This is a genomic window from Actinokineospora sp. UV203, assembly GCF_056323665.1.
The window spans coordinates 1,205,088-1,227,146 of sequence record NZ_CM150484.1 but is presented as its reverse complement, the minus strand read 5'-3'; the positions used below and the strand labels follow the sequence as shown (position 1 = coordinate 1,227,146).

The window sequence follows — 22,059 nt, the reverse complement described above, 5'->3', positions numbered from 1 at the left end:
TTCGACCCGGGGGACCTCGACGAGGAGTCGCTCCATGGCGTTCCCGCCCGCTCGTGACGCCGAACTGGCGCGAATCCGCCTACTGGTGCGCGCGGTCCGCGCCTGCCGTGGCGACGCCCTGGTGCTTGTCGGCGGGCCAGGCAGCGGCCGCACCACCCTCCTCGACGCGGCGCGCACGATCGCCACCGGCGTGCACGTCCTGCGCGTGGCCGGTGTCCCGGCCGAACAGGACGAACCGTCGGACCGCCTGCGCGGCCTGGCCGACCTCGCCGCCGACCACCCTGTCCTCTGCCTGATCGACGACGCCCAGTGGCTCAACCCGGCGAGCCTGGCCGCGCTCGGCCGCACGGCCAGACGGTGCGAGGGAAGCGGACTCGGGCTGCTCTTCGCGGTGCCGGGTCCAGGCTGGACGGAACTGTCCGGAGTGGAGCAACTCGTCCTCCCCGCCGCACCCGACTCGGCTCCGGCCGACCTGCCGATGGCCGTGCGCGCGGCCCTGGTCGAGGCGACCGCGGGCCTGCCAGGCCACCTCGCGGCGATGGCGGCGTCGCTGAGCGCGGCGCAGCGCGCGGGTCACGCACCGGTACCGGAGCTGCTTGCGGGCGCTCACCGTGCTTCCCTCGCCGCGCTGCTCACCGGACTCGGGCCCGCCGCTCGAACCGTCGCCGTCCTCTGCGCGTGTGAGCCGCTGCCACTCGACGCCGTCGACCGGGCGGGGCTGGACCGCGCGGCGGTGGCCGACTGCGTCCGGTCGGGCCTGGTCACCATGGACGGCGACCACGTCCGCTGCCCGAGTCCGATCATCGCCGCCACCCTGCTGGCCGACATCCCCGGCCCCGAACGCGCCGCCGCCCACGCCACCCTGGCGGCCGTTTTCGACAACGATCCCCGCGCCACCTGGCACCGGTTCGCCGAAGCCCGCCCACCCGACGCCGCCGCGGCCGAGACCCTGGCCGAAGCAGGCAGACGCGCCCACGCGGCAGGCGAGTTTCCCACTGCCGTCCGCGCCCTGACCCGCGCCGCCGAGCTGTCGCCGACACCGGCCACCGCGGCCCGCCTGCACCTCGCGGCCGCCGACGCGGCCTGGTCCGCGGGCCGGGCGACGCAAGCCGAGGCCCTCCTGATCCGTGCGCGCGCCGAGGACCCGGCTCTGACCGGCGAGACCGCCCTCAGACAAGGCGAGATCGCCCTGCGTGCGGGGCACCCGGCGGTGGCCGCGCACCAACTCGCCCTCGCCGCGGAGCACCTGACGACCGACGCCCGCTTGCTCCAAGCGCTGATCCTGGCGGGCGAAGCCCGAAGAATGGCAGGCGACCTGGTCGGCTACGCGGCCATAGCCGAGCGCGTCGCGGCTTTGCCCCCCACTGATGAGGCTGTCGTGGACCCGCTGGTGGCCAGGCACTTCGCCGCCATGGCCGCGACCTTCGCCGGCCACCACCCAGCGGCGGGTCTCGCGCTGAGACGGTCCGCCGTGGCTGTTTCGGCGCACGACACCCGGCACGCGTTGTGGTCGTGTGAGGCGGCCATGATCGTCGGGCAGGCCGACCTGGCCCACGAGCACGCGGCGGCCGCCGTCGCGCGGGCGCGGTCGGCGGGGGAGCGGACCCTGCTGCCCCTCGCGCTCGCCGCCCTGACCATGACGACGCTGGTGCTCGACCGCCCGGCCGCCGCCACGGCCGTGGCCACCGAGGGCCGCGCCGCCGCGGTCGCCGCCGGGCAGTCCAACAGTGAGGTCGAGCATCTGACCCTGCTGGCCTTGGCCGCGGTGTCGGCGGGCGACTGCGCCACCGCCCTGACCTGGTTGGCGCTGGCCGCGCCGGGGATCGCCGAGCGGGGTCTGGGCCGACCGGGCACGTACGCCGCGTGGGCGCGGGGGTGCGTCGACCTGGCCGAGGACCGCCCGGAGGAGGCGTTCGGCAGGCTCCGCGCCATGGCGACCGGCGTCGGCCGGGCGCACCCAGCCATCCGTGTGCTGGCGACGCCGCAGTTGGTGGAGGCGGCCGTGCGCTGCGGTCGCGCGGACCAGGCTCGGCGGGCCCTGGCCCGCTTCGACAGCTGGGCGGAGTCCACCGGCGCTCCCACGTGGCTCGCCTTCAGCCGCCGCTGCCACGCCCTGCTCGAACCCGAGTCCGCGGCTGAACATTTCGAGGCGGCCATCCGGTTGCACCTGGCCGCCGGGTCCACTTTGGAACTCGGCCGCACCCGCCTGCTCTACGCCCGCCACCTACGGCGCGACCGCCAGGCCCGCTCAGCCCGCGACCAACTCCGCGATGCCCTGCGCCTGTTCGACAACACACCACACTGGGCCGAACGAGCCCGGGCGGAGCTGCGGGCCGCCGGAGATGTGGGGTCCGCCCGATCCGCCGGAAGCGGTGAAGACCTGACGCCGCAACAGGAGATGATCGCCCGGCTGGTCGCGCAGGGGAGGACCAACCGGGAGATCGCCGCACGGCTGGTGATCAGCCATCGGACGGTGGATCACCACTTGCGCAACGTGTTCCTGCGGCTGGGGGTGCGCTCCCGGGTGGAGCTCGCCGCTGTCTACGCGGGACACGACCGAAACCGGATTGCCGTGGAAGGACAGGGCGAATGACCCTGCCGCCGCGAAGCCGACCATCAATCACCACCGACACATCCCAACCCCACACATCCCAATCCCGGGACGAGTCATCGGCGTAGAGCGGAAGCCACGGCGTCGCTCAGCAAAGCCGTGACGGTCTGGCGCATCATCGCGTGCGCGTCCTCGGCGGACATCGCCCAGTCCTCCCGCAGCGACGCCCACGTCGGCAGGCTCACCGCGACCGTGATCACCATGAGCAGCCCGGGGCCCGCCACCGCGAGTTCCGGCGCGAACACCTGCGCCACCTCTTCCCGCACGCGGCGCAGGTGTCGTGTGCGGGCCGCGCGCAGAACGGGCGAGTCCGGTTCGCGGAGCATCGCGGCGCGGGCGGCGGGGGAGACGATCTCCAGCAGCCTGACCCGCTGCGCGCAGAACTTGGCCAACCGGTCGTCCAAGGGCAGCGTGGGCGGGATGGCCGTGTGGGCCGCGTCCCGCCACCGCGACATCAGCTCGACCGCCGCGGCGAACAGGTCTTCCTGGGTCGGGAACTGGTGGGAGATCTCGGCTTCCGGCACTCCGGCCCGGTCCGCGATCCGTGCGAGGGTCGGGCGCGGGTCGCCGTCGCAGAGCAGGTCGAGGTGGGCTTCGGTGATGCGGCGGGCAGTGGTCATGACGCGAACCTGGTGCGCAGTTCGCGCTTGAGGACCTTGCCCGCCGCGGAGATCGGGATCTGGTCGACGAAGCGGACCTCGCGCAGCCGCTTGTAGGCCACCACCTGCGCGTTGATCTCCGCCATCAGAGCGTCCTCGGTCAGGTCGGGGCCGCTGGGGACGACGAACGCCACGGGCAACTCGCCCGCCGCCGGGTCCGGTTTGCCGACGACGGCCGCGGCGGCGACGCCGGAGTGCGCGGCGAGCAGCTCCTCGAGTTCGCGGGGGTAGACGTTGTACCCCTTGTACAGCAGCATGTCCTTCTTTCGGTCCACAATCGACAGATAGCCGTCGGCGTCGAGGATGCCGATGTCGCCGGTGCGCAGCCAGCCGTCGGTGAGCACTTCGGCGGTGGCGTCAGGTCGGTTGTGGTAGCCGGTCATCACCTGCGGTCCGCGCAGGCAGACTTCGCCCCGCTCGCCCGCGGGCAGCGGGTCCAGACCATCGTCGTCGACGATCCTGACCTCGGTGTCGAACAGCGGCACGCCGACCGAGCCGACCTTGCGGGTGCCGCAGCGGTGGACCGGGCTGAGCGTGGCGCCCATGGTGACCTCGGTGAGGCCGTACCCTTCGGCGATCACCGCGTTGGGGAACAGTTCCAGCAGCCGCTCGATCATGTCGACGGGCAGTGGCGCGGCACCCGAGGCGAGCAGCCGGACCGAGGTCAGGTCGCGGGTGTGGATGTCCGGGTGGGCGAGCAGCGCGGCATACAGCGCGGGTGCGCCGCCGATGGACGTGATCCGCAGTCGCTCGGCGTCGCGGAGGTACGCGCCGGGATCGAGTCGGTCGTGCAGCACCGTCGTCGTGCCCATGAGCATCAGGGCGTTGAGTCCGGCGATCGTCCCCATCGCGTGGAACCACGGAGTCAGGTTGATCACGACGCTCTCGCCGAGCCGCACCGGCCACTCCTCGGGGGCGCCGACCTGGTCGAGCACGAGCCCGCCGTGGCCGTCGAGGGCGGGAAGCGACCCGGTGGACCAGCACGCGTACTGCAGCGAGTTGGTCACGACGTTGCGGTGGGGGAGCGCCACTCCCTTGGATTCCCCGGTGGTGCCGCCGGTGTAGGCCAGGTGCGCGAGGGTGCCGGTGTCGACATCGGGCAGCTCGCCAGGATCCGCCGCGGCGAGCGCGGCGACGTCGCCCGCGGTCACCACCCGCACGGCTCCGGCGTCGGCGAGTTGCTTCTCGCGCGCGCCTTGCGGCTGCAGGGGGTTGACCGGGACGAACGTGGCGCCCGCGAGGAGGGTGCCGTAGTAGGCGACCGGGTACTCAAGGCAGTTCGGCATCACGAGCGCGACCCGGTCTCCGGGCGCCACCGCCAGTCCGCGGGCGAAGCGGGCGGCTTGGCGGGCGAGGTCGGCGAAGGTGAGTGTCCGGTCGCCGCGGGCGAAGGCCACCCGGTCGCCGTAGCGGCGGGCCGAGCCCAGCAGGATGGCCGAGACACCGACGTCGGGGTACGCCAGCGTTCGGGGCAGTCCGGGCGGCCAGGCGCTCGTCATCGAGCCTCCTCAGTGGACAGTCGCCCGGAGCGCGGGCGTTGACACAACCCCGCCGATGAAACACCCTTGCGATGTGTTTCACAACCCCCGGTCGGTGTCGACCAGTGCGCCGAGCAGCGTGGTGGCCGCGTCGAGGTCGGGCGTGCGCGCGGCGAGGACGTCGGCGTACAGGAAGCCCTCACCCAGTCTGACCACGGCGAACGCGAGCGTGTCGAGGTCGACCCGGGGGGTGAACCCGCCGTCGGCGACATCGCGGGCGAACAGGTCCACATGCTGGGCGAGGACCCGGGGCTGCACCCGGCCCCGAGGGTCGGTGAGCACCCGCAGCGCCACCACCGGCTCCTCTTCGAGCAGCACCCGCATCCCCTTGTTGCCCGCGATCGCCGCGCGGTACTCGCGCATCACCCACAGGCAGCGCAGCATTCCGTCGGCGTCGCGCACGGCCGCGCCGTTCGCCTTGTCCCACTGGCGCGTCACCGAGTTGATCGTGCGGTCGGACATCAGCCAGAGCGCGTCGCCCATGAGGTCCTCCCGGTTGCCGACGCGGCGAAACAGGGTCGTGCGGGACACGCCGACCTCGGCGGCGAGGGTGCCGGTGTCGAGCCGCGCGCCGCGGTCGATCCACCGGGCCGCGGTGCGGACGATCAGGTCTTCGGATGCGCTCACGCCAGCAGCGTATTCGCCCGTGAGCAAAGGGGCGTTGCGGCAACGAATCTCGCCGATTCCTTGACATGCCTCGGCGGCGTCCCCATGATTGCCCGTCATACCGCTCGGTATCTCGAATCCCACATAGTAAGACCGGACGACGTCGTCCCGACGGGAGCACCCATGGCCGAACCACCCCTGCTGCGAGTCAGCGACGTGACCGTGCGATTCGGCGGACTGACCGCGCTGGACCGGGTGTCCTTCACCGCCGACCACGGCGAGGTGCTCGGGGTGATCGGTCCCAACGGCGCGGGCAAGACCACGCTGTTCAACGTCGTCTGCGGATTCCAACAGGCGCAGGAAGGCACGTTGAGCTGGCGCGGCGACGTGCTGCGTGGGCACAGCCCACACCGGCTCGCCGCCCTCGGCATCACCCGCACCCTGCAGGGACTCGGACTGTTCGGGCACTGCACCGTCCTCGACAACGTGATGATCGGCGCCGACCGGCACGCCCGCACCGGCGGCTTCGCCGGGCTGCTCGGCCTGCGCCGCACCGCCCGCGAGGACCACGCACTGCGTGAACGGGCGATGGCGGTGCTCGCCGACCTCGGCATCGACGGCCACCGCGACACCCTGCCCGGCGCACTGCCCTACGGGCTGGCCAAACGCGTCGCGCTGGCCCGCGCCCTGGTCGCCGAACCCGACCTGCTGCTGCTCGACGAACCGGCGGGCGGACTGTCCGAACAGGACATCGACGACCTCGGCGCGCGGGTCCGCCGCCTGGCCGAGTCGATGGCCGTCGTGCTCGTCGAGCACCACATGGACCTGGTGATGAAGGTGTGCGACCGGGTGGTGGTACTCGACTTCGGCCGGGTCATCGCCGACGGCACCCCCGCGCAGGTGCAAGCCGACCCGGCCGTCACCGAGGCCTACCTCGGCGCCGTCCCCGAACCGCGACACTAGGAGCGAACCGTTGCTGGAGATCGAAGACCTGGTCACCACCTACGGTGCGGTGCGTGCCCTGGACGAGCTGAGCATGTGGACCCGGGACGCGAACATCACCGCCGTGCTCGGCGCCAACGGCGCGGGCAAGACGACCCTGCTGCGCACGATCAGCGGACTGGTGGCCCCGGTGTCGGGTCGGGTCCGCTTCGACGGCGCCGACATCACCGGCCTGCCCGCCGACCGGATCGTCCGGATGGGACTGGCACACGTGCCGGAGAACGGCGGCGTGATCACCGAGCTCACCGTCGAGGAGAACCTGCGGCTGGGCGGGCTCTGGCGCCGCGACAAGGCGGCCCGCGCGGCGAAACTGCGTGAGGTCTACGACCTGTTCCCCCCGTTGGCGCAGCGCGAACGCGCCCAGGCCAGCACGCTCTCGGGCGGCGAACGGCAGATGCTCGCCATCGGCCGGGCCCTCATGAGCGACCCCCAGATGCTGCTGCTCGACGAGCCCTCACTCGGCTTGGCCCCGGCGATCACCGTGCGAATCATGCGCATCCTGCGGGACCTGCGCGACCGCGACGGGCTGACCGTGCTGCTCGTCGAGCAGAACGCCCGCAGCGCGCTGTCGGTGGCCGACCGCGGCTACGTGCTGGCCCTCGGCCGGGTCGTCGCCGTCGAGGAAGCCGACGACCTGCTCGCCGACGACCGACTGCGCCACGCCTACCTCGGCTTCTAGGAGAACCCCCGATGGACAAACTGCTCACCCTCACCCTGGGCGGCCTGACCAGTGGCGCGGTCTACGCCGCGCTCGGGCTCAGCCTGGTCATCATCTTCCGGGCGACCCGGGTGGTGAACTTCGCCCAGCCCGCCCTCGCCCTGATCAGCGCCTACGTCGCGTTCTCGGTGAACAAGGCCACCGGCGGCTACTGGCTCGGCTTCGCCGCGGCCCTCCTCACCGGCGCCCTGCTCGGCGCGCTGACCGAGCGGCTGATCATGCGCCGACTCGCCGACCGCGGCCACCTCGCGCCGGTGATCGTCACCCTCGGTCTGCTGTTGGTGTTGCAGGCGGTCGCCGGGATGATCTGGTCGGCCGAGCCGCGCTCCTTCCCTTACGCGTTCGACTTCCGCGGCACGTTCTCCCCGGCCGCCGGGTTCGCCGTCGCGGTCGTTCTCGTCGTCGCCGCGGGCGTGCTGATCCTGTTCAAGGCCACACCCCTGGGACTGCGGATGCGGGCGGCGGCGTTCCGCCCGGAGGTGGCAGGCCTGCTCGGCGTCCGTGTGGGCCTGATGCTCACCGTCGGCTGGACGCTCGCCGCCGCCGTCGGCGCGCTGGCCGGGCTGCTCGCGGTGCCGCCGTTCATCTACCCGACCGCCCTGGACTCGGTGTTCGTGCACGCCCTGGCGGCGGCGGTGATCGGCGGCCTGGACAACCCGGTCGGCACCATCGCGGGCGGTTTCGCCCTCGGTATCGGGCTGTCCTTCGTCTCCGGCTACGTCGGTCCCGAACTGGTCACCATGGCCGCGCTGGCCATCCTCGTCGCCGTGCTGGTCGTGCGCCCGCACGGGCTGTTCGGCCACGCCGTGGCCAGGAGGGTCTGACATGGCCGCCGACACCGTCACCGCCCCCGTCACGCCCCCACCGGTGAAGACCCGCACTGGGCTCTCCCCGCTGACCCGCCATCTGTTGTTGGCCCTGCTCGCTCTCGTCGCGATCGTGGCGCTGAGCATGGTGGTCGACCCGTTCACCAACGTTCGGCTCGCCACCGTCGGGTACTACCTGCTCGCCGTCGCCGGCCTGACTGTCCTCACCGGACTCACCGGCCAGGTGTCCCTGGGCCACGGCGCGTTCATGTTCGTCGGCGCGTACACGGTGGCACTGCTCGTCGTCTACGTGCCCGCGCTGCCGTTCTGGGTGGACCTGTTGCTCGCCGCCGTCGCGAGTGGACTCGCGGGCGCCCTCACCGGAGCCGCCGCCGCCCGCCTCACCGGCCCCTACCTGGCAGGCGCCACACTCGCCCTCGCCGTCGGGCTTCCCTCGGTGACACAACGGTTCCCGGACTTCCTCGGCGGCAGCAACGGGCTCGGCTTCACCGTCAACAGCCTGCCGGCCGGACTTGCCGGGACCGTCCCGTCGACCCAGTGGCAGGCGTGGGTCGTATGGGCCGTCGTGCTGGTCGCGCTGGTGCTTCTCGCCAACCTGACCCGCGGCAGACTCGGCCGCCGCCTGCGCGCGGTACGCGACGACGAGGTGTCCGCCGCGCTCGCGGGCATCCACGTCGGCCGGATGAAAGTGTTCGCGTTCCTGGTCAGCGCGGTCTGCGCCGGGCTCGCGGGCGGGCTGCAGGCGTTCCTGCTGGGCACCGCCGCGCCGGGGTCGTTCACCCCGGCGCTGTCGCTGAGCCTGTTGGCGGCGATGGTGCTCGGCGGCGTCGGCAGCCTGTGGGGGGCGCTGTGGGGAGCGCTCGCGCTGGTGTTCCTGCAAGCGGGGTCCGAAGAGCTGACCCACGCCCTCGCGTTGGGCACCGATGTGTCGAACAACCTGCCCCTGGCCATCTACGGCCTGGTTCTGATCGGCGTGGTCCTCGCGTTCCCGCAAGGCATCCACGGCATCGGCAGGACTCTGCGGACGCGGCTGCGCCCGCAGCGGACCCCGGCGCGAACCAGCGCCGACGATGAAGGAGAAGCATGAGCACGAGACCCTTACGACGACGGCTTCGCCCACTGGCCGTCACGTTGGCGGCCGTCCTCCTCGCCAGTGCCTGCGCGGGCGCGGGCAGCACCCCCACCGGCGGCGCGAACAAGGCAGACAGCGCACCCGGAGTCACCGACGACAAGGTCGTGATCGGCACCCACCAGCCGCTGACCGGCCCCGCCGCCCCCGGCTACTCCACCATCTCAGCGGGCGCGCGGGCCATGTACTCCTACATCAACGACAAGGGCGGCATCCACGGCCGCAAGATCGACTACCGGGTCGAGGACGACGGCTACAACCCGACCCGCACCGTCGAGGTCGTCAAGAAGCTCGTGCTGCAAGACGAGGTGTTCGCCATCGTCGGCGGCCTCGGCACCCCCACCCATTCCAAAGTGGTCGACTTCCTCAACAGCGAGCGCGTCCCCGACCTCCTGGTCTCCTCCGGCGCCCTCCGGTGGGACGACGTCGCCCAGAGCCCCACGACGTTCGGGTTCCAAGTGGACTACACCCGCGAGGGCAAGATCCTCGGCAGCCACATCAAGAACAACATGGGCGGCCAGAAGGTCGGTGTGCTGCATCAGAATGACGACGTCGGCCGGGACGGTATGAAGGGCCTCGACCAGTTCATCGCCGACGCCGTCGTCTCCCGCCAGCCCTACGACCCGGCCAACACCGACGTGCTGCCCCAGATCACCGCCCTGAAGAACGCCGGGGCACAGGTCGTCGTGTGCGAGTGCGTACCCGCCTTCACCGCCCTGGCCATCCTGACCTCCGCGCGGCTGGGCTATAAGCCGCAGTTCGTGGTCAGCAGCATCGGCGCTGACCCGCGCACCCTGGCAGGCCTGCTCGCCGACTTCGCCAAGCGGGGCGGCACCGAGGTCTCAGCGGGTGCTCTCCTCGGCGGCCTGATCGGCGCGGGCTACCTGCCCGACGCCGCCGCCGACGACCCGTGGATCACCCTGTTCAAGGAGGTCCACCAGCGATACATCCCGAACGTGCCGCTGACCAACACCGTGGTCTTCGGCATGGCCCAGGCCTACACCTTCGCCCAAGCCCTCAAGGAAGCCGGCCGCGACGTCACCCGCCAGAAGATCATCGACACCATGACTTCCGGCGCGCTCAAGGGTCCCGGCCTGACCCCGTTCGCCTTCGGCCCCGACAGCCACTCCGGCTATACCGGTGCCTACGTCTTCAAGGTCAACCCCGACACGTCCACCACCATGATCGCCGCACCGGTCGTGACCGACCGCGAGAACGGCCCCATCCAGCCCGCCCCCACCACCCGCAAGACCCCCACCGAAATAGCCCTGGTCCGCTGACCCCCGCCGCCCGGGCCGACACACGGCCCGGGCGCGGCAAGCCCCGGCTGCCACTCTCCCGAGCACCACCCTCCAGAGTGGTAGCGCCCCCACCCCGGACCCCGCACCCCCGCACCCCCCCCGCACCCCCGCACCCCCGGCACCTCGTGCCTCGCACCCCCGCGCCCTGGCACCCCCCGGCAACGCAAGGAGCCGATCCCAACGGCCTGTTTTGGGTTGAGTGGTTCTTTGGGGCAGAAGAAGACCCCTAAACTCGCCGTGGTCGTGGGCCGAAGGCTCCCCACCCGCTCTTCCACGACAGGGTCTTTCTTCGTAGGGGCCCCAAAGAAACCACTCCACCCAAACAGGCCCCCGCCAAAGCCGGCGGCGAACCACGTCAATCCAGCCGGCAAGCAGGTAAGCCGACGCCCAGCAAGGGGGCCTTGACCCCGGATGTTGGACACCAGACACACTTGGATCCTGACGGTCCGGGTGGACAGGAGTCCCGCACAGATGGTGATGAAGCACTATCCGCCGGAGTTCAAGGCCGAGGCGGTCGCGTTGTACCGGTCTCGGCCGGGCGCGACGATCAAGTCCGTGGCCGAGGACCTCGGGATCAACCACGAGACGCTGCGCAGCTGGATTCGGCTCGATGACGGGCAGCGCACCGGAGCACCGGCGACGGCGACGGTGTCGCCGTCGGGTTCGGCGGACAACGAGAACACCTTGCTGCGCAAGCGGATCCGCGAACTGGAGGAGGAACGCGACATCCTGCGCAAGGCGGCCAAGTATTTCGCCGGGGAGACGCGCTGGTGAACCGCTTCCAGTTCGTCGCCGACCATCAGCGCCTTTACGGCGTGAAGCGGTTATGTCAGGTCATCGGGATCGCCCGGTCCAGCTATTACCACTGGAAAGCCACCGCGCCCGACCGCGCGGCCCGCGCCACCGCCGACGATCGGTTGGCCGCGCGCATCCGCACGATTCACCGTGACTCGGCGGGCACCTACGGTGTCCCCCGGGTCACCGCCGAGTTGCGCGAGGCAGGGCACCAGGTCAACCACAAGCGGGTCGCCCGGGTCATGCGCGGTATCGGCCTGGCCGGTCTGCGGCTGCGCCGCCGACATCGCACCACCATCGGCGACCCCGCCGTGGCCAAGGCGCCGGACCTGCTCGGACGGGACTTCACCGCCGAAACGCCGAACACCAGGTACGTCGGCGACATCACCTACCTACCGATCGCCGACGGCACGTTCTGCTACCTGGCGACCGTGATGGACCTGTGCTCGCGCAGGCTGGCCGGGTGGGCCATCGCCGATCACATGCGCACCGAGCTGGTCATCGACGCACTACGGGCGGCCCAGCGCACCCGGGGCAGCCTGGCCGGGGCGATCTTCCACGCCGACCACGGAGCCCAATACACCTCTCGGGCCTTCGCCGAGGCCTGCCATCAGGCCGGGGTGATCCAGTCCATGGGCGCGGTCGGCAGCTCGGCGGACAACGCCGCCGCGGAAAGCCTCAACGCCTCGTTCAAACGCGAAACCCTGCAAGGCGCACAGAACTGGGCCAGCGAACGCGATGCGCGGCTGGCCGCCTTCGGCTGGCTGCACCGCTACAACACCCGACGACGCCACTCCCACCTCGGACAGATGTCCCCGATCGACTACGAGAACAGCCGCCACCCGACACCGGCTACGCTGAATCAAGCCGCATAACCCCGTGTCCAACATCCGGGGTCAAGCCCCAGGAGCCAGCCGGCAACCATGCAAGCAGGCAAGCCGGCGAACCACGCAAGCAGGCAAACAGGCACAGCGAGCTAGGGTGATGCCGGATCAACCGGCACGAAGGGCTCCACCATGGCCAGGGTCACCACAGCGGACCTCCCCGTCCGCGACCGCCTGCTGCACGCGGCCTCGACCCTCTTCGCCGAGCGCGGGTTCGCCGAGACGTCCATCCGCGAGATAGTCGAGGCCGCCGGTGTCACCAAGGGCGGCCTCTACCACTACTTCGACTCCAAGGACGCGCTGCTCTCCGCCATCCACGACCGCATGCTGAACATGCAGATCGCCCGGATGAACACCATCGCCGACGCCACCGACCTGTCCCTCACCGAGCGCCTGCACGCGATCTTCGCCGATGTCGTGGAGAGCAGCATCGCCAATCTGGACGACGCCATGGTCTTCTTCCAGTCGATGCACCTGCTCTCCCCGGAGCACCAGGCCCGGGTCCGCGCCGAGCGCCGCCGCTATCATGAGCGGTTGCGTGACCTCGTCGCCGAAGGCCAGCGCACCGGCGAGTTCCGCGACGACGTCCCGGCCGCCTTGGTCATCCACTACCACTTCGGCGCCCTGCACCGCCTGGGCACGTGGTACCACCCGGACGGCTCGCTGAGTGCCGAGCAGGTGGGGGAGTACTTCGCCGAACTGCTGGTTCGCAGCCTCGCTCCCACCGGGCCATGAGACTTCGCCGATCCGCGGCTGCTTCGTCAGGCGACCGGGCCGTAGCCGAGGGTTTTGACGGTCATGCTGCCGCGGCGTTGCGTGAGCTGGAAGTCCACCCAGGTCTGGTTGTTGGCGTTGTTGCTCTCGGCGAACAGGCCGTTCGCGTCCGCGGTGGCGCGCAGGCGGTATCGGCCCTCGGGCACGCCGGTGATGTCGAAGAACTGGTCCGACATCGTCCAGGCGTACTTGTCGCCCCAGCCGACCGACAGGCCCATGGACAGCGCGGTCGAGTCGTGGTTTCCGCAGCCGGCGCCGCCGTAGACCTGCTGTTGCGGGGCTCCCGGCAGGGAGAGCCGGTAGGCGTTGGTGTCCATGAAGCAGAATCCGCCCTTGGCCGACTTGCCCAGCTGCGCGCCATTGTCGAGGCGGTGCAGGGTGTAGGTCTCCAGGTCCTTGACGTGGTAGTGCCCGTGGCTGTCGTTGCCGAAGGTCATGACCGCCGCCGTCGGCGTGTCCGTTGTGGACCCGTCGCTGTTCTCGACCCGTTGCGCGACGGTGAAAGCGGAGTTCTGGTCCGGTCGGGAGGCCACCACGCGGAACGCGCCGGCGCCGACGTTGACAATGGTCGCCGAGAAGCGCAGCTGCTGCTGGCCCGCGGCGGTCCATGTGACCGTGAGGTCGGTCAGTTTCGCCATCCCCAGGTCGGGCAGCTTGGCGGTGGCCGCCGCCGCCGGACTTTGGCCTGCGACGAGCATCCCCGCGGACAGCAGGGTGACGGCGGTGGCAAACCAGCGAGACACCTTGAACCTCCACTGTAGACAGAACGGGACAACCGATGAAGCGCCCGGCGGACGCCGGGCGCGTTCATCGATGGCTGGTTACTTCGGGGGAACGGTCTTCTGATCGCCGAAGAAGCACAGGTGCGACAACCCGTAGAACCCGCCGCTCTTCACGTTGACCGGCGCGTGCAGGCCGGTGTCGCTGGTCACGCCGGGCGCGGGGTAGGTGTAGAGGTTGTAACCGGGGCCGCCCTTGACCACGACGGACGTGACGAGGAAACCGTCGACCGTGGTGAAGGAGAACGTGGACCCGGTGACTGTGATGGTGACGAGGCCGCCCTTGGTGCCGCTGGTGACGGGCTCGACCTTCAGGCCGCCCGCACAACTCGGGTTGCCCGAGCCGGTCACCGGCGCGACGTGCGTCGCCGAGGCGGTGGCGGAGCCGAGGAGGGAGAACGTGGCCACGAAGGCCATGGCTAGCAAGACTTTGGTGAATCGCATGGAGCCGCACCCCTTGTCGAGTCATCGCTGCCGAGCGGCAGCTGGTGAGATCCCCGACGGAGGAAGTATGTCGCCCCTTTTGCCGCTCTGGCTTGGGCCTTTCGGCCCGACTTGACTCCACCGCGGTGATCACACGGACGGTGGGCGACCGGTGACTCTCGGACGTCGGCGGCCGCTTGGCGGATCCTGTCGAAACGGCACCCCCGGTCGATCTTCCCCGCTATCTCCGCAGCCGCCGCATCGCACCCGAGCCCGTGCGGACCGATCCTCTGGAGGACCGACCACCCATGTTCATGAACACCGCCCTCGCCGTCCTGTTCGCCGCGGGCGGGGAGAAGTCGACCGGGGAGATCCCGGGCGGCCGACGTCTACGACGTGGTCAAGGGCGCGACGTGCCAGGTGGCGGAGGTCAAGCTCGACGATCCCGCGTAGAACCGAGGGTTTGGCGCACGGTCGGGGGCTGGGCATGCCGGACGCATGATCGGACGTTTGCGCTGCGTTGTGCTGGACACGCGGCATCCGCAGTCGCTCGCCGACTCTACGCGGGTTTGTGGGTGGCCAGGTGGTCGAGGATGAGCCGACCCGGACCGTCGTAGTCGATCCCGACGGCAGGGGGCCGGCGTTCCAGTTGGCGCCGGAGCGCGAACCGCCGGCGTTCCCAGCAGATTCCCTGGACGTGCTTGTGGACGACGTCGACGCCTGGTGTGGGAGGTGTTCGCGGAAGCGGCGAGTCTTTCGCCGACTGAACGGAGGTTGAGCCCGGGGCGTGCCGGCACAATCACCGCACGCCCTGACCCACCACACGCCGCGCCGCTCCCACCACAGCTGTCCACGGGCGGCAAGTCACAGCCCGGGCTCTCTCTTCGTCGTGGGGGCGCTCAAGCCACTGCTCACGGGCCGAACCACATCCGGTTGACCGCATGGCATGCGGTGCGCTGGTGTGGGAGTGTCTTCCACACCAGCGTTCCATCCCGACGAAATCAGGTGGCCATGACTGTCCCGAGTGGACTCAGAGAGGGTCCGATCTACCTTGACCACAACGCCACCACGCCGGTCGACCCGCGGGTGGTCGAGGCATGTCTGCCCTACCTGACCGAGCATTTCGGCAACCCGTCGAGCGGCCACGCCTACGGCCACGCGGCGCACGCCGCGGTCACCACCGCGCGGTCGGAGGTGGCGCGGCTGCTCGACGCGACCCCAAACGAGATCGTGTTCACCGGCGGCGGCTCGGACGGCGACACCTTGGCGATCCGGGGCGCCGCACTCGCCAATCGGGATCGCGGGGACCACATCGTCACCCAGGCCACCGAACACCCGGCGGTGCTCGCGGCGTGCGACAGCCTTGCCCGATTGCACGGGTTCCACGTCACCCTGCTCGGCGTCGGAACCGATGGCTTGGTCGACCCGGCCGAGTTGGAGCGCGCGCTGACCCGGCCGACCGCGCTGGTCTCGATCATGCACGCGAACAACGAGACCGGGACCATCCAACCCATTCGCGACCTGGCCGCGGTGGCCCACACCCACGGTGCCCTGTTCCACACCGACGCGTCGCAGTCGGCGGGCAAGATCGAGGTCTCGGTGCCGGATCTCGGCGTCGACCTGCTCACCATCACCGGCCACAAGATGTACGCGCCCAAGGGGATCGGCGCCCTCCATGTCCGAAGTGGACTGGTTCTCGAACCGTCGGTGTATGGGGGAGGGCAGGAACACGGCCTGCGTGGCGGCACCGAGAACGTGGCCCTCATCGTCGCGCTGGGCCAAGCCGCCCGACTCGCCTGTGACAGCGCTGACGGGCAACGGCTTCAGGGACTGCGCGACCTCCTGCGCGAACAGCTCGAAACGCATCTGCCCGGCCGTGTGCACCTCAACGGCCACCACACTCGGCGGCTGCCCAACACCCTCGACATCAGCATCGACGGCACCACGGGCGAGAACCTGCTGGCCGCCACCCCGGGGATCGCGGCCGCCACCGGCTCGGCTTGCCACGAGGGTGACACCCGCCCGTCGCCCGTCCTGACCGCGATGGGCCTCTCCCCGGCGCGCGCCCTGTCCGCTCTGCGACTCACCGTCGGCCGGTGGACCACCGCCGATGACGTCATCCGCGCGGCACGTCTGCTCGCGGACAGCGCGCGCCCAGGAGGTCGATGAGTCCGATACTGGTCGGTGGGCGACGCGGATGACCCTTGGTTTGTCCCGCCGGCAGGCCGATGACATCGGCAATGCGTTGTGGGGCATCACGATGTGTCCCCAAGCAGAGTTGGACGACGTGGGGCACGGCACTGACGGCCACGGTGACCGGCGTGCGCGGGGTGTCCTTGCGTTCCGCGGTCTGGCTACACAGGACTTCGTCAACGTCGACCGGTTCCGGGTCGCCCGGTGAGCGCGTCGTGGTGGCTGGGCGCGGTTCCACGCACCACGTCATCCGGGCAGCCCCGTCAGTCCTGGCCGCGCAGGAAGTCGAGCACGTGCCCGGCGAACGTCTCGGGCACCAGATCGATGGCGATGTGCTGCTGTCCCGGCATGACAACGACCCGCGTGTCCGGGATCGCCGCGGCCACGGTCTGGTAGCCGGCCGTCAAGGCGTCCGGGCTGTCCTCGCCGACGAGCAGCAGTACCGGCACCCGGATGCGCGCGGCCCGCCCTGGATCGAAGGTGATCGCGGCTTGTCCGCGGTCCTCGCGGGTGATCGACTCGGAGATCCCGACGGACATCCGCGACGAGCCGCGGGTCGGTATGGCCGCCAGGGTCGAGTGCGATGGGCGGGGAGATCGCGAATCCCGCTACGCGAACAGTCCACTGTAGGCGTTGAGGGCCGGTTGGCCGCCGAGATGCGCGTAGAGGACGGTGGAGTCGGACGCGATCTCGCCTCGGCTCACGAGGTCGATCAAGCCTGCCATGGACTTGCCCTCGTACACCGTGTCGGTGACCATGCCCTCGGTGCGCGCCGCGAGTCGCATCGCGTCGAGGGTCGTGGTGTCCGGGATGCCGTAGGTTCCGGCGTGGTAGCGCTCGTCGAGCAGGATCTCGTCGTCGGCGAGGTCGCGTTCGACGCCGATCAGTTTTGCGGTGTCGCGGGCTATCCGGCTGATCTGGTCGCGGGTCTGCGCGGGTTTCGCCGACGCGTCGATGCCGATGACGCGTCGCGGCCTGCCGCCCGCGTCGGCCAGGGCAGCGAACCCCGCGACCATGCCCGCCTGCGTGCTGCCGGTCACTGAGCACACGATGATCGTGTCGAAGAAGACACCGAGCCTGCTCTCCTGCTCGGCGACCTCGTAGGCCCAGTTGGCGAACCCGAGCCCGCCGAGCGGGTGGTCGGAGGCCGACTGTCAACGACCGCCACCAGAAGTCGGACGCGTCGCGACGGCTCGGGTCGCGGCCACCTGCCGAAGCACCTCGCTGGTCAAGGGGCCAACGGGAGGCGGACAAGAACAGCCGGCCGGTGTGTACCGGGGCGCCATCGCCGAGTGGTAGTCCACCCGAAACTGTGGCCCTGGTCGGGTTCGGGTCTAAAGTCCCGGAAAGTCACTGGTCGTGCCACCCGGGTAACACCCCGTCCATGGAACACGACCCCCAGTCGGACTCGCGGTGAAACCGGCGCCCGTCGACTTCGCCCACTGGAGATCGGTGACTCCATGGATCTGCACTCGCCCGCCCGCCGGGGACTCGCGCTTGGCATCGTGGCGGCGGTGGCGGTGCTCGGCGCACCCGCCGCGCACGCCGCCGCCTTCGGGACGCCCGCCGTCGTCTACACCGCGGGCGGGGTCGCCACAGGTGGGGTCTACTACGCGAAGAGCGGGTCCACGCTCACCCTCACGGTGAACACCGACGACAAGGCCCGCTGCGTCCACGTCGCCGGTGTGGCCAAGCAGACCTCGACGATCCCCCGCACGGTGTGGACGTTCGCGGTGCCCGCGCCGACCGCGTCCGACGGCGTGCAGAGCACCGCCGTGACCATCGGCGAGAGCAGCAACGCCAACACCTGCAACACCAAGACCGCGCAGACCACCGCGTCGTACGTGCTGGACAACACCGGCCCCGCGGCCGTCGCGTCGATGGCCCCGGCGCCGAACGCGGCAGGCTGGAACCAGGCGACCGTGGCCGTGTCGTGGACCGCGAACGACGGCACCGGCGTAGGCGGCGGCTCGGTCACCGGGGGTACGACCGTCGCCGCCGACACCGCGGGCCAGACGGTCACCGGCTCCGCGACCGACGCGTTGGGCAACGTCGGCCCGACGTCATCGGTCGTGGTCAGGCGCGACACCGCGAAGCCTTTGATCAGCGGAAACCGCACCCCACAGGCGAACGGGTCCGGCTGGAACAACACCGACGTGACCGTGTCGTTCACCTGCTCCGACGCGCTGTCCCTGATCAAGAGCTGCCTAGCGGACGGCGCCGCGGGCGCTTCGAAGACGCTCAGCGGCAGCGGCGCGAACCAGTCGGCAGGCGGCACCGCGACCGACAACGCCGACAACACCGATACCGCGTCGGTCGGCGGCGTCAACATCGACAAGGCGGCGCCCACGGTGTCGGCGAGCGCGACGCCGTACGTCCCCGGAACGTGGACCAACACCGACGTCACCGTGTCCTTCGCCTGCGCCGACGCGCTGTCCGGAGTGGACACCTGCTCGGCGCCCGTGGTGCTCAAGGGTGAGGGCGCCGACCAGTCCGCGGGCGGCACGGCCAAGGACAAGGCGGGGAACACCACCGGGACCACTCTGTCCGATGTGGACATCGACAAGACGGCGCCGGCGACCGGCGCGACCGCGCCCCAGACCGCGTGGAACAACACCGACGTCACCGTCGCGCTGACCGCGGCGGACGCGCTCTCCGGTGTCCGCGACACGCACTACACCGTCAACGGCGGCCCCACCCGGACCGGCACGAGCCTGGCGTTGAGCGCCGAGGGCAGCTACCTGGTGTCGTACTGGAGCGTGGACAACGCGGGCAACACCGAGACCGCCAAGACCGCCACCGTCAACATCGACAAGACCCCGCCGACGATCAGCCACACGCTCTCGCCCGCCGCGAACGCCAACGGCTGGCACAACGGCGCCGTCGCGGTCACCTTCACCTGCGGCGACACCGGCGGCTCGGGCGTCGCGACCTGCGGGCCGGACCGAACGGTCGACACCGAGGGCAAGGACCAGGACGCCTCCGGCACCGTGGTCGACACCGCGGGCAACTCCGCGACCGACCCGGCGACGGTCAGCGTCGACACCACCAGCCCGGCGGTCACCCCTTCCGTCAGCTCAGTGGCCAACGAGCACGGCTGGCACAACCAGGACGTCACCGTGTCCTTCGAGTGCGTCGACGCACTGTCCGGTGTGGACAGCTGCACCGCGCCGATCACCCTCGGCGAGGGCGCGGGCCAGTCCGCCACCGCCACCGGCACCGGCACCGACGCCGCGGGCAACACCGGCACCGCGGGAGTGTCCGGCGTCAACGTCGACAAGACGCCGCCGACCCTGACCGGCTCGCCGAGCGCGACCGGCTGGAGTGCGGGCGACGTCACGGTCACCTGGACCTGCACCGACACCGGGTCCGGCGTGCTCGCCGCACCCGCGCCGAGCATTGTCGGCGGCGAAGGCGCGGACCTGTCCGCGTCGACCACCTGCACCGACAAGGCGGGCAACACCGCCGTGGCCACCGTGTCCGGCATCGGCATCGACCGGGCGGCCCCCCACTCCGCCGCGACGATCACGGCCCCGTTCGACGGCGGCTGGCACGCCGACACCGCCGAGGTCACCCTCACCGCCGCGGACGCGCTGTCCGGCGTCGCCTCGACCTACTACCGCGTCGACGGCGGCTCGTCGCAGCTCTACACCGGCCCGTTCGCGTTCACCTCCGGCGGCAAGCACGTCATCGACTTCTGGAGCGTCGACACCGCGGGCAACCTGGAAGACCCCGCGGGCAACAGCCTCGGCGTGTGGATCGACGACGCCGTCCCGACGATCTCGGGCAGCCGCACGCCCGCCAACGCGCACGGCTGGAACAACGCCCCGGTCACCGTGTCCTTCGCCTGCGCCGATAGCCAGTCCGGTGTCGCGGGGTGCACGGACCCGGTGGAGCTGACCGCTGAGGGCGCCGACCAGGCGGTCGGCGGCACCGCGGTCGACGGGGTCGGCAAGACCGCGACCACCGCGGTCGGCGGGATCGGGATCGACCTGACCGCGCCCACCCTCACGCCGACGGCGACCGAGGGCTGGCACAACCAGGACGTGACCGTCGGCTGGATCGCGGCGGACGGGCTGTCGGGCGTCGACCCGGCCACTCAGCCCGCCGACAGCGTCATCACCGGCGAGGGCCGCAACCTCGGTGCCGGTCCGGTGACGGTGAAAGACAAGGCGGGCAACGAGAGCGCGCCGACGTCGGTGACCGGGGTGACGATCGACCGCACCGGTCCGGCCATCACCGGTGGGCCGATCACCGCGCCGAACGCCGCGGGCTGGTACCGCGACGAGGTCGTCGTCGACTTCGGCTGCGCGGACCCGACGCTCGCCGACGGCACCGCGGGCTCGGGCGTCGCCACCTGCCCGACGAGCAAGGTGCTCAAGACCGACGCGGCGAACCAGTCGGTGACCAGCGACCCGGCCACGGACGTCGCGGGCAACGCCACGGCGGGCAAGACAGTCGGCGGGATCAACATCGACGGCACCGCGCCCGCCACCACGAGCAACAACCAGTGCTCGAAGACCAACGGCTGGTGCACCGGCTCGACCGCGAACGTCGTGCTCACCGCCGCGGACGCGCTGTCCGGGGTCAAGGAGATCCACTACCGCGTCGACGGCGGCGCGGAACAGGTCACCGCGGGGGCGAGCAAGACCGTGCCGGTCCCGCTCGACGGCAGCGGCGCGGGGACCGTGACCTACTGGGCCGTGGACCACGCGGGCAACGCCGAGCCCGCCAACGCGGTCGCGCTGAAGTGGGACAACATCGCCCCGGCGGTGACCCACACGGTCAGCCCGGCGCCCAACGCCGACGACTGGAACAACAGCGACACGACCGTGCACTTCACCGCGAAGGACGACGACTCGGGCTCCGGTCTCGAAGCGGGCTCGGTCACCCCGGACGTCGTGGTCAGCGTCGACACGCCGGGGCAGGTCGTCACCGGCTCGGCTCGCGACACCGCGGGCAACGTCGGCACCGACTCGGTGACGGTCAAGCTCGACAAGACCAACCCGGCCATCACCGCCGCTATCGCCGGTGGCCCGCGGCCGTGGTTCACCGAGCCGGTCACCGTCCACTTCACCTGCTCCGACGCGGGCTCCGGCATCCCGGCCACCGCCTGCCCGGACGCCGTGACCCTGGGCGACGGCGCGAACCAGTCGGTCTCGCGCACCGTCACCGACCGGGCGGGCAACTCCGCCACGGCCACGCTGACCGGCATCAACGTCGACCAGGAGGCGCCGGTGATCGTCTCCACCAGCGTCGCCGACGGCGCGGTCTACCGCGACTCCGCACCGGCTCCGACCTGCGCCGCGACCGACGCGGTGTCGGGTGTGGAGAGCTGTGCCGTTGCCGTCACCCTGGTCGACGCGGGCACCTACGCCTTCACCGCCACGGCGAAGGACAACGCGGGCAACACCACCACGCTGTCCGGCCGCTACCGGGTGCACCTCTACCGGTTCGGCGGGTTCCTGCAGCCGATCAACGACCCCACCATCGTGGCGGGCTCGGCGACGAGCGTGTTCAAGACCGGCAGCACGGTCCCGGTGAAGTTCCAGCTGCGCAACACGACCGGCGCCCTCGTCCAGGCACAGACCGCCCCGCAGTGGCTCGCCCCGGTGAAGGGCAGCCTCACGACAGCCGGGGTGAACGAGGTCGCCACCAGCGACCCGGCCACCACCGAAGGCGCCTTCCGCTGGGACGCCACCGCGCAGCAGTACATCTACAACTGGCAGACCAAGGGACTCACCCCCAACCACACCTACCGCCTCAGCGTCCGACTCGACGACGGCCAGGTGCTCTCGGTGGTGATCGGCCTGAAGTAGC

16 protein-coding genes and 1 pseudogene are annotated in these 22,059 nt (G+C 71.0%); 10 read left to right on the top strand and 7 right to left on the bottom strand.

What is annotated here, in order from left to right; genetic code table 11:
• Positions 1 to 34 precede the first annotated feature (34 nt).
• The gene (locus tag ACUZ2Y_RS05460) at positions 35 to 2,593 is read left to right on the top strand and encodes a LuxR C-terminal-related transcriptional regulator (RefSeq protein ID WP_476327525.1); all 2,559 of its coding nucleotides are present in this window, start codon (positions 35 to 37) and stop codon (positions 2,591 to 2,593) included.
• A gap of 74 nt (positions 2,594 to 2,667) precedes the next feature.
• On the opposite strand, the gene ACUZ2Y_RS05455 is transcribed toward ACUZ2Y_RS05460, so the two are convergent.
• The 3 genes from ACUZ2Y_RS05455 to ACUZ2Y_RS05445 form a co-directional block, all read right to left on the bottom strand.
• A complete protein-coding gene (locus tag ACUZ2Y_RS05455; protein ID WP_476327523.1) occupies positions 2,668 to 3,231 on the bottom strand; it encodes a TetR/AcrR family transcriptional regulator in 564 nt (187 codons plus the stop codon).
• Positions 3,228 to 4,769, bottom strand: a complete 1,542-nt coding sequence (locus ACUZ2Y_RS05450; RefSeq protein ID WP_476327521.1) for a class I adenylate-forming enzyme family protein — start codon at positions 4,767 to 4,769, stop codon at positions 3,228 to 3,230. Before ACUZ2Y_RS05450 ends, ACUZ2Y_RS05455 begins: the two co-directional genes overlap by 4 nt.
• Positions 4,770 to 4,847: 78 nt before the next feature.
• Positions 4,848 to 5,435, bottom strand: a complete 588-nt coding sequence (locus ACUZ2Y_RS05445; RefSeq protein ID WP_476327519.1) for a QsdR family transcriptional regulator — start codon at positions 5,433 to 5,435, stop codon at positions 4,848 to 4,850.
• Between the two features lie 162 nt (positions 5,436 to 5,597).
• On the opposite strand from ACUZ2Y_RS05445, the gene ACUZ2Y_RS05440 reads away from it, so the two are divergent.
• The 7 genes from ACUZ2Y_RS05440 (at position 5,598) to ACUZ2Y_RS05410 (ending at position 12,805) form a co-directional block, all read left to right on the top strand.
• Complete coding sequence (locus ACUZ2Y_RS05440; protein WP_476327517.1) at positions 5,598 to 6,377, top strand: ABC transporter ATP-binding protein; 780 nt, start codon at positions 5,598 to 5,600, stop codon at positions 6,375 to 6,377.
• Positions 6,378 to 6,387: 10 nt separating this feature from the next.
• Complete coding sequence (locus ACUZ2Y_RS05435; RefSeq protein ID WP_476327515.1) at positions 6,388 to 7,095, top strand: ABC transporter ATP-binding protein; 708 nt, start codon at positions 6,388 to 6,390, stop codon at positions 7,093 to 7,095.
• Between the two features lie 11 nt (positions 7,096 to 7,106).
• Entirely contained in the window at positions 7,107 to 7,958 is an 852-nt protein-coding gene (locus ACUZ2Y_RS05430; protein ID WP_476327513.1) for a branched-chain amino acid ABC transporter permease, read from the top strand.
• Position 7,959: 1 nt separating this feature from the next.
• Complete coding sequence (locus ACUZ2Y_RS05425) at positions 7,960 to 9,048, top strand: branched-chain amino acid ABC transporter permease (protein WP_476327511.1); 1,089 nt, start codon at positions 7,960 to 7,962, stop codon at positions 9,046 to 9,048.
• Complete coding sequence (locus ACUZ2Y_RS05420; protein ID WP_476327509.1) at positions 9,045 to 10,370, top strand: ABC transporter substrate-binding protein; 1,326 nt, start codon at positions 9,045 to 9,047, stop codon at positions 10,368 to 10,370. Before ACUZ2Y_RS05425 ends, ACUZ2Y_RS05420 begins: the two co-directional genes overlap by 4 nt.
• Before the next feature lie 492 nt (positions 10,371 to 10,862).
• A protein-coding gene (locus ACUZ2Y_RS05415; protein WP_476327507.1) for an IS3 family transposase occupies positions 10,863 to 12,061 on the top strand; the annotation gives its coding sequence in 2 pieces (ribosomal slippage) (positions 10,863 to 11,145 and positions 11,145 to 12,061; 1,200 coding nt in all).
• A gap of 141 nt (positions 12,062 to 12,202) precedes the next feature.
• Positions 12,203 to 12,805: a TetR/AcrR family transcriptional regulator gene (locus ACUZ2Y_RS05410; RefSeq protein ID WP_476327505.1), complete on the top strand. Its 603-nt coding sequence runs from the start codon at positions 12,203 to 12,205 to the stop codon at positions 12,803 to 12,805.
• A gap of 26 nt (positions 12,806 to 12,831) precedes the next feature.
• On the opposite strand, the gene ACUZ2Y_RS05405 is transcribed toward ACUZ2Y_RS05410, so the two are convergent.
• Together ACUZ2Y_RS05405 and ACUZ2Y_RS05400 are read right to left on the bottom strand one after the other, a co-directional pair.
• The gene (locus tag ACUZ2Y_RS05405; RefSeq protein WP_476327503.1) at positions 12,832 to 13,587 is read right to left on the bottom strand and encodes a lysyl oxidase family protein; all 756 of its coding nucleotides are present in this window, start codon (positions 13,585 to 13,587) and stop codon (positions 12,832 to 12,834) included.
• Positions 13,588 to 13,665: 78 nt separating this feature from the next.
• Positions 13,666 to 14,067 carry a hypothetical protein gene (locus ACUZ2Y_RS05400; protein WP_476327501.1) on the bottom strand — a complete coding sequence of 134 codons (402 nt, stop codon included), beginning with the start codon at positions 14,065 to 14,067 and terminating at the stop codon, positions 13,666 to 13,668.
• Positions 14,068 to 15,057: 990 nt separating this feature from the next.
• On the opposite strand from ACUZ2Y_RS05400, the gene ACUZ2Y_RS05395 reads away from it, so the two are divergent.
• Positions 15,058 to 16,215, top strand: a complete 1,158-nt coding sequence (locus ACUZ2Y_RS05395; protein WP_476327499.1) for a cysteine desulfurase family protein — start codon at positions 15,058 to 15,060, stop codon at positions 16,213 to 16,215.
• 287 nt (positions 16,216 to 16,502) lie between these two features.
• Here ACUZ2Y_RS05395 and ACUZ2Y_RS05390 read toward each other — a convergent pair whose 3' ends face one another.
• Entirely contained in the window at positions 16,503 to 16,778 is a 276-nt protein-coding gene (locus ACUZ2Y_RS05390) for an alpha/beta fold hydrolase (RefSeq protein ID WP_476327497.1), read from the bottom strand.
• Positions 16,779 to 16,847: 69 nt separating this feature from the next.
• A pseudogene (locus tag ACUZ2Y_RS05385) lies at positions 16,848 to 17,387 on the bottom strand (pyridoxal-phosphate dependent enzyme); the annotation flags it as partial.
• Between the two features lie 312 nt (positions 17,388 to 17,699).
• On the opposite strand from ACUZ2Y_RS05385, the gene ACUZ2Y_RS05380 reads away from it, so the two are divergent.
• Positions 17,700 to 22,058 carry an OmpL47-type beta-barrel domain-containing protein gene (locus tag ACUZ2Y_RS05380; protein WP_476327495.1) on the top strand — a complete coding sequence of 1,453 codons (4,359 nt, stop codon included), beginning with the start codon at positions 17,700 to 17,702 and terminating at the stop codon, positions 22,056 to 22,058.
• Position 22,059: the final 1 nt, after the last annotated feature.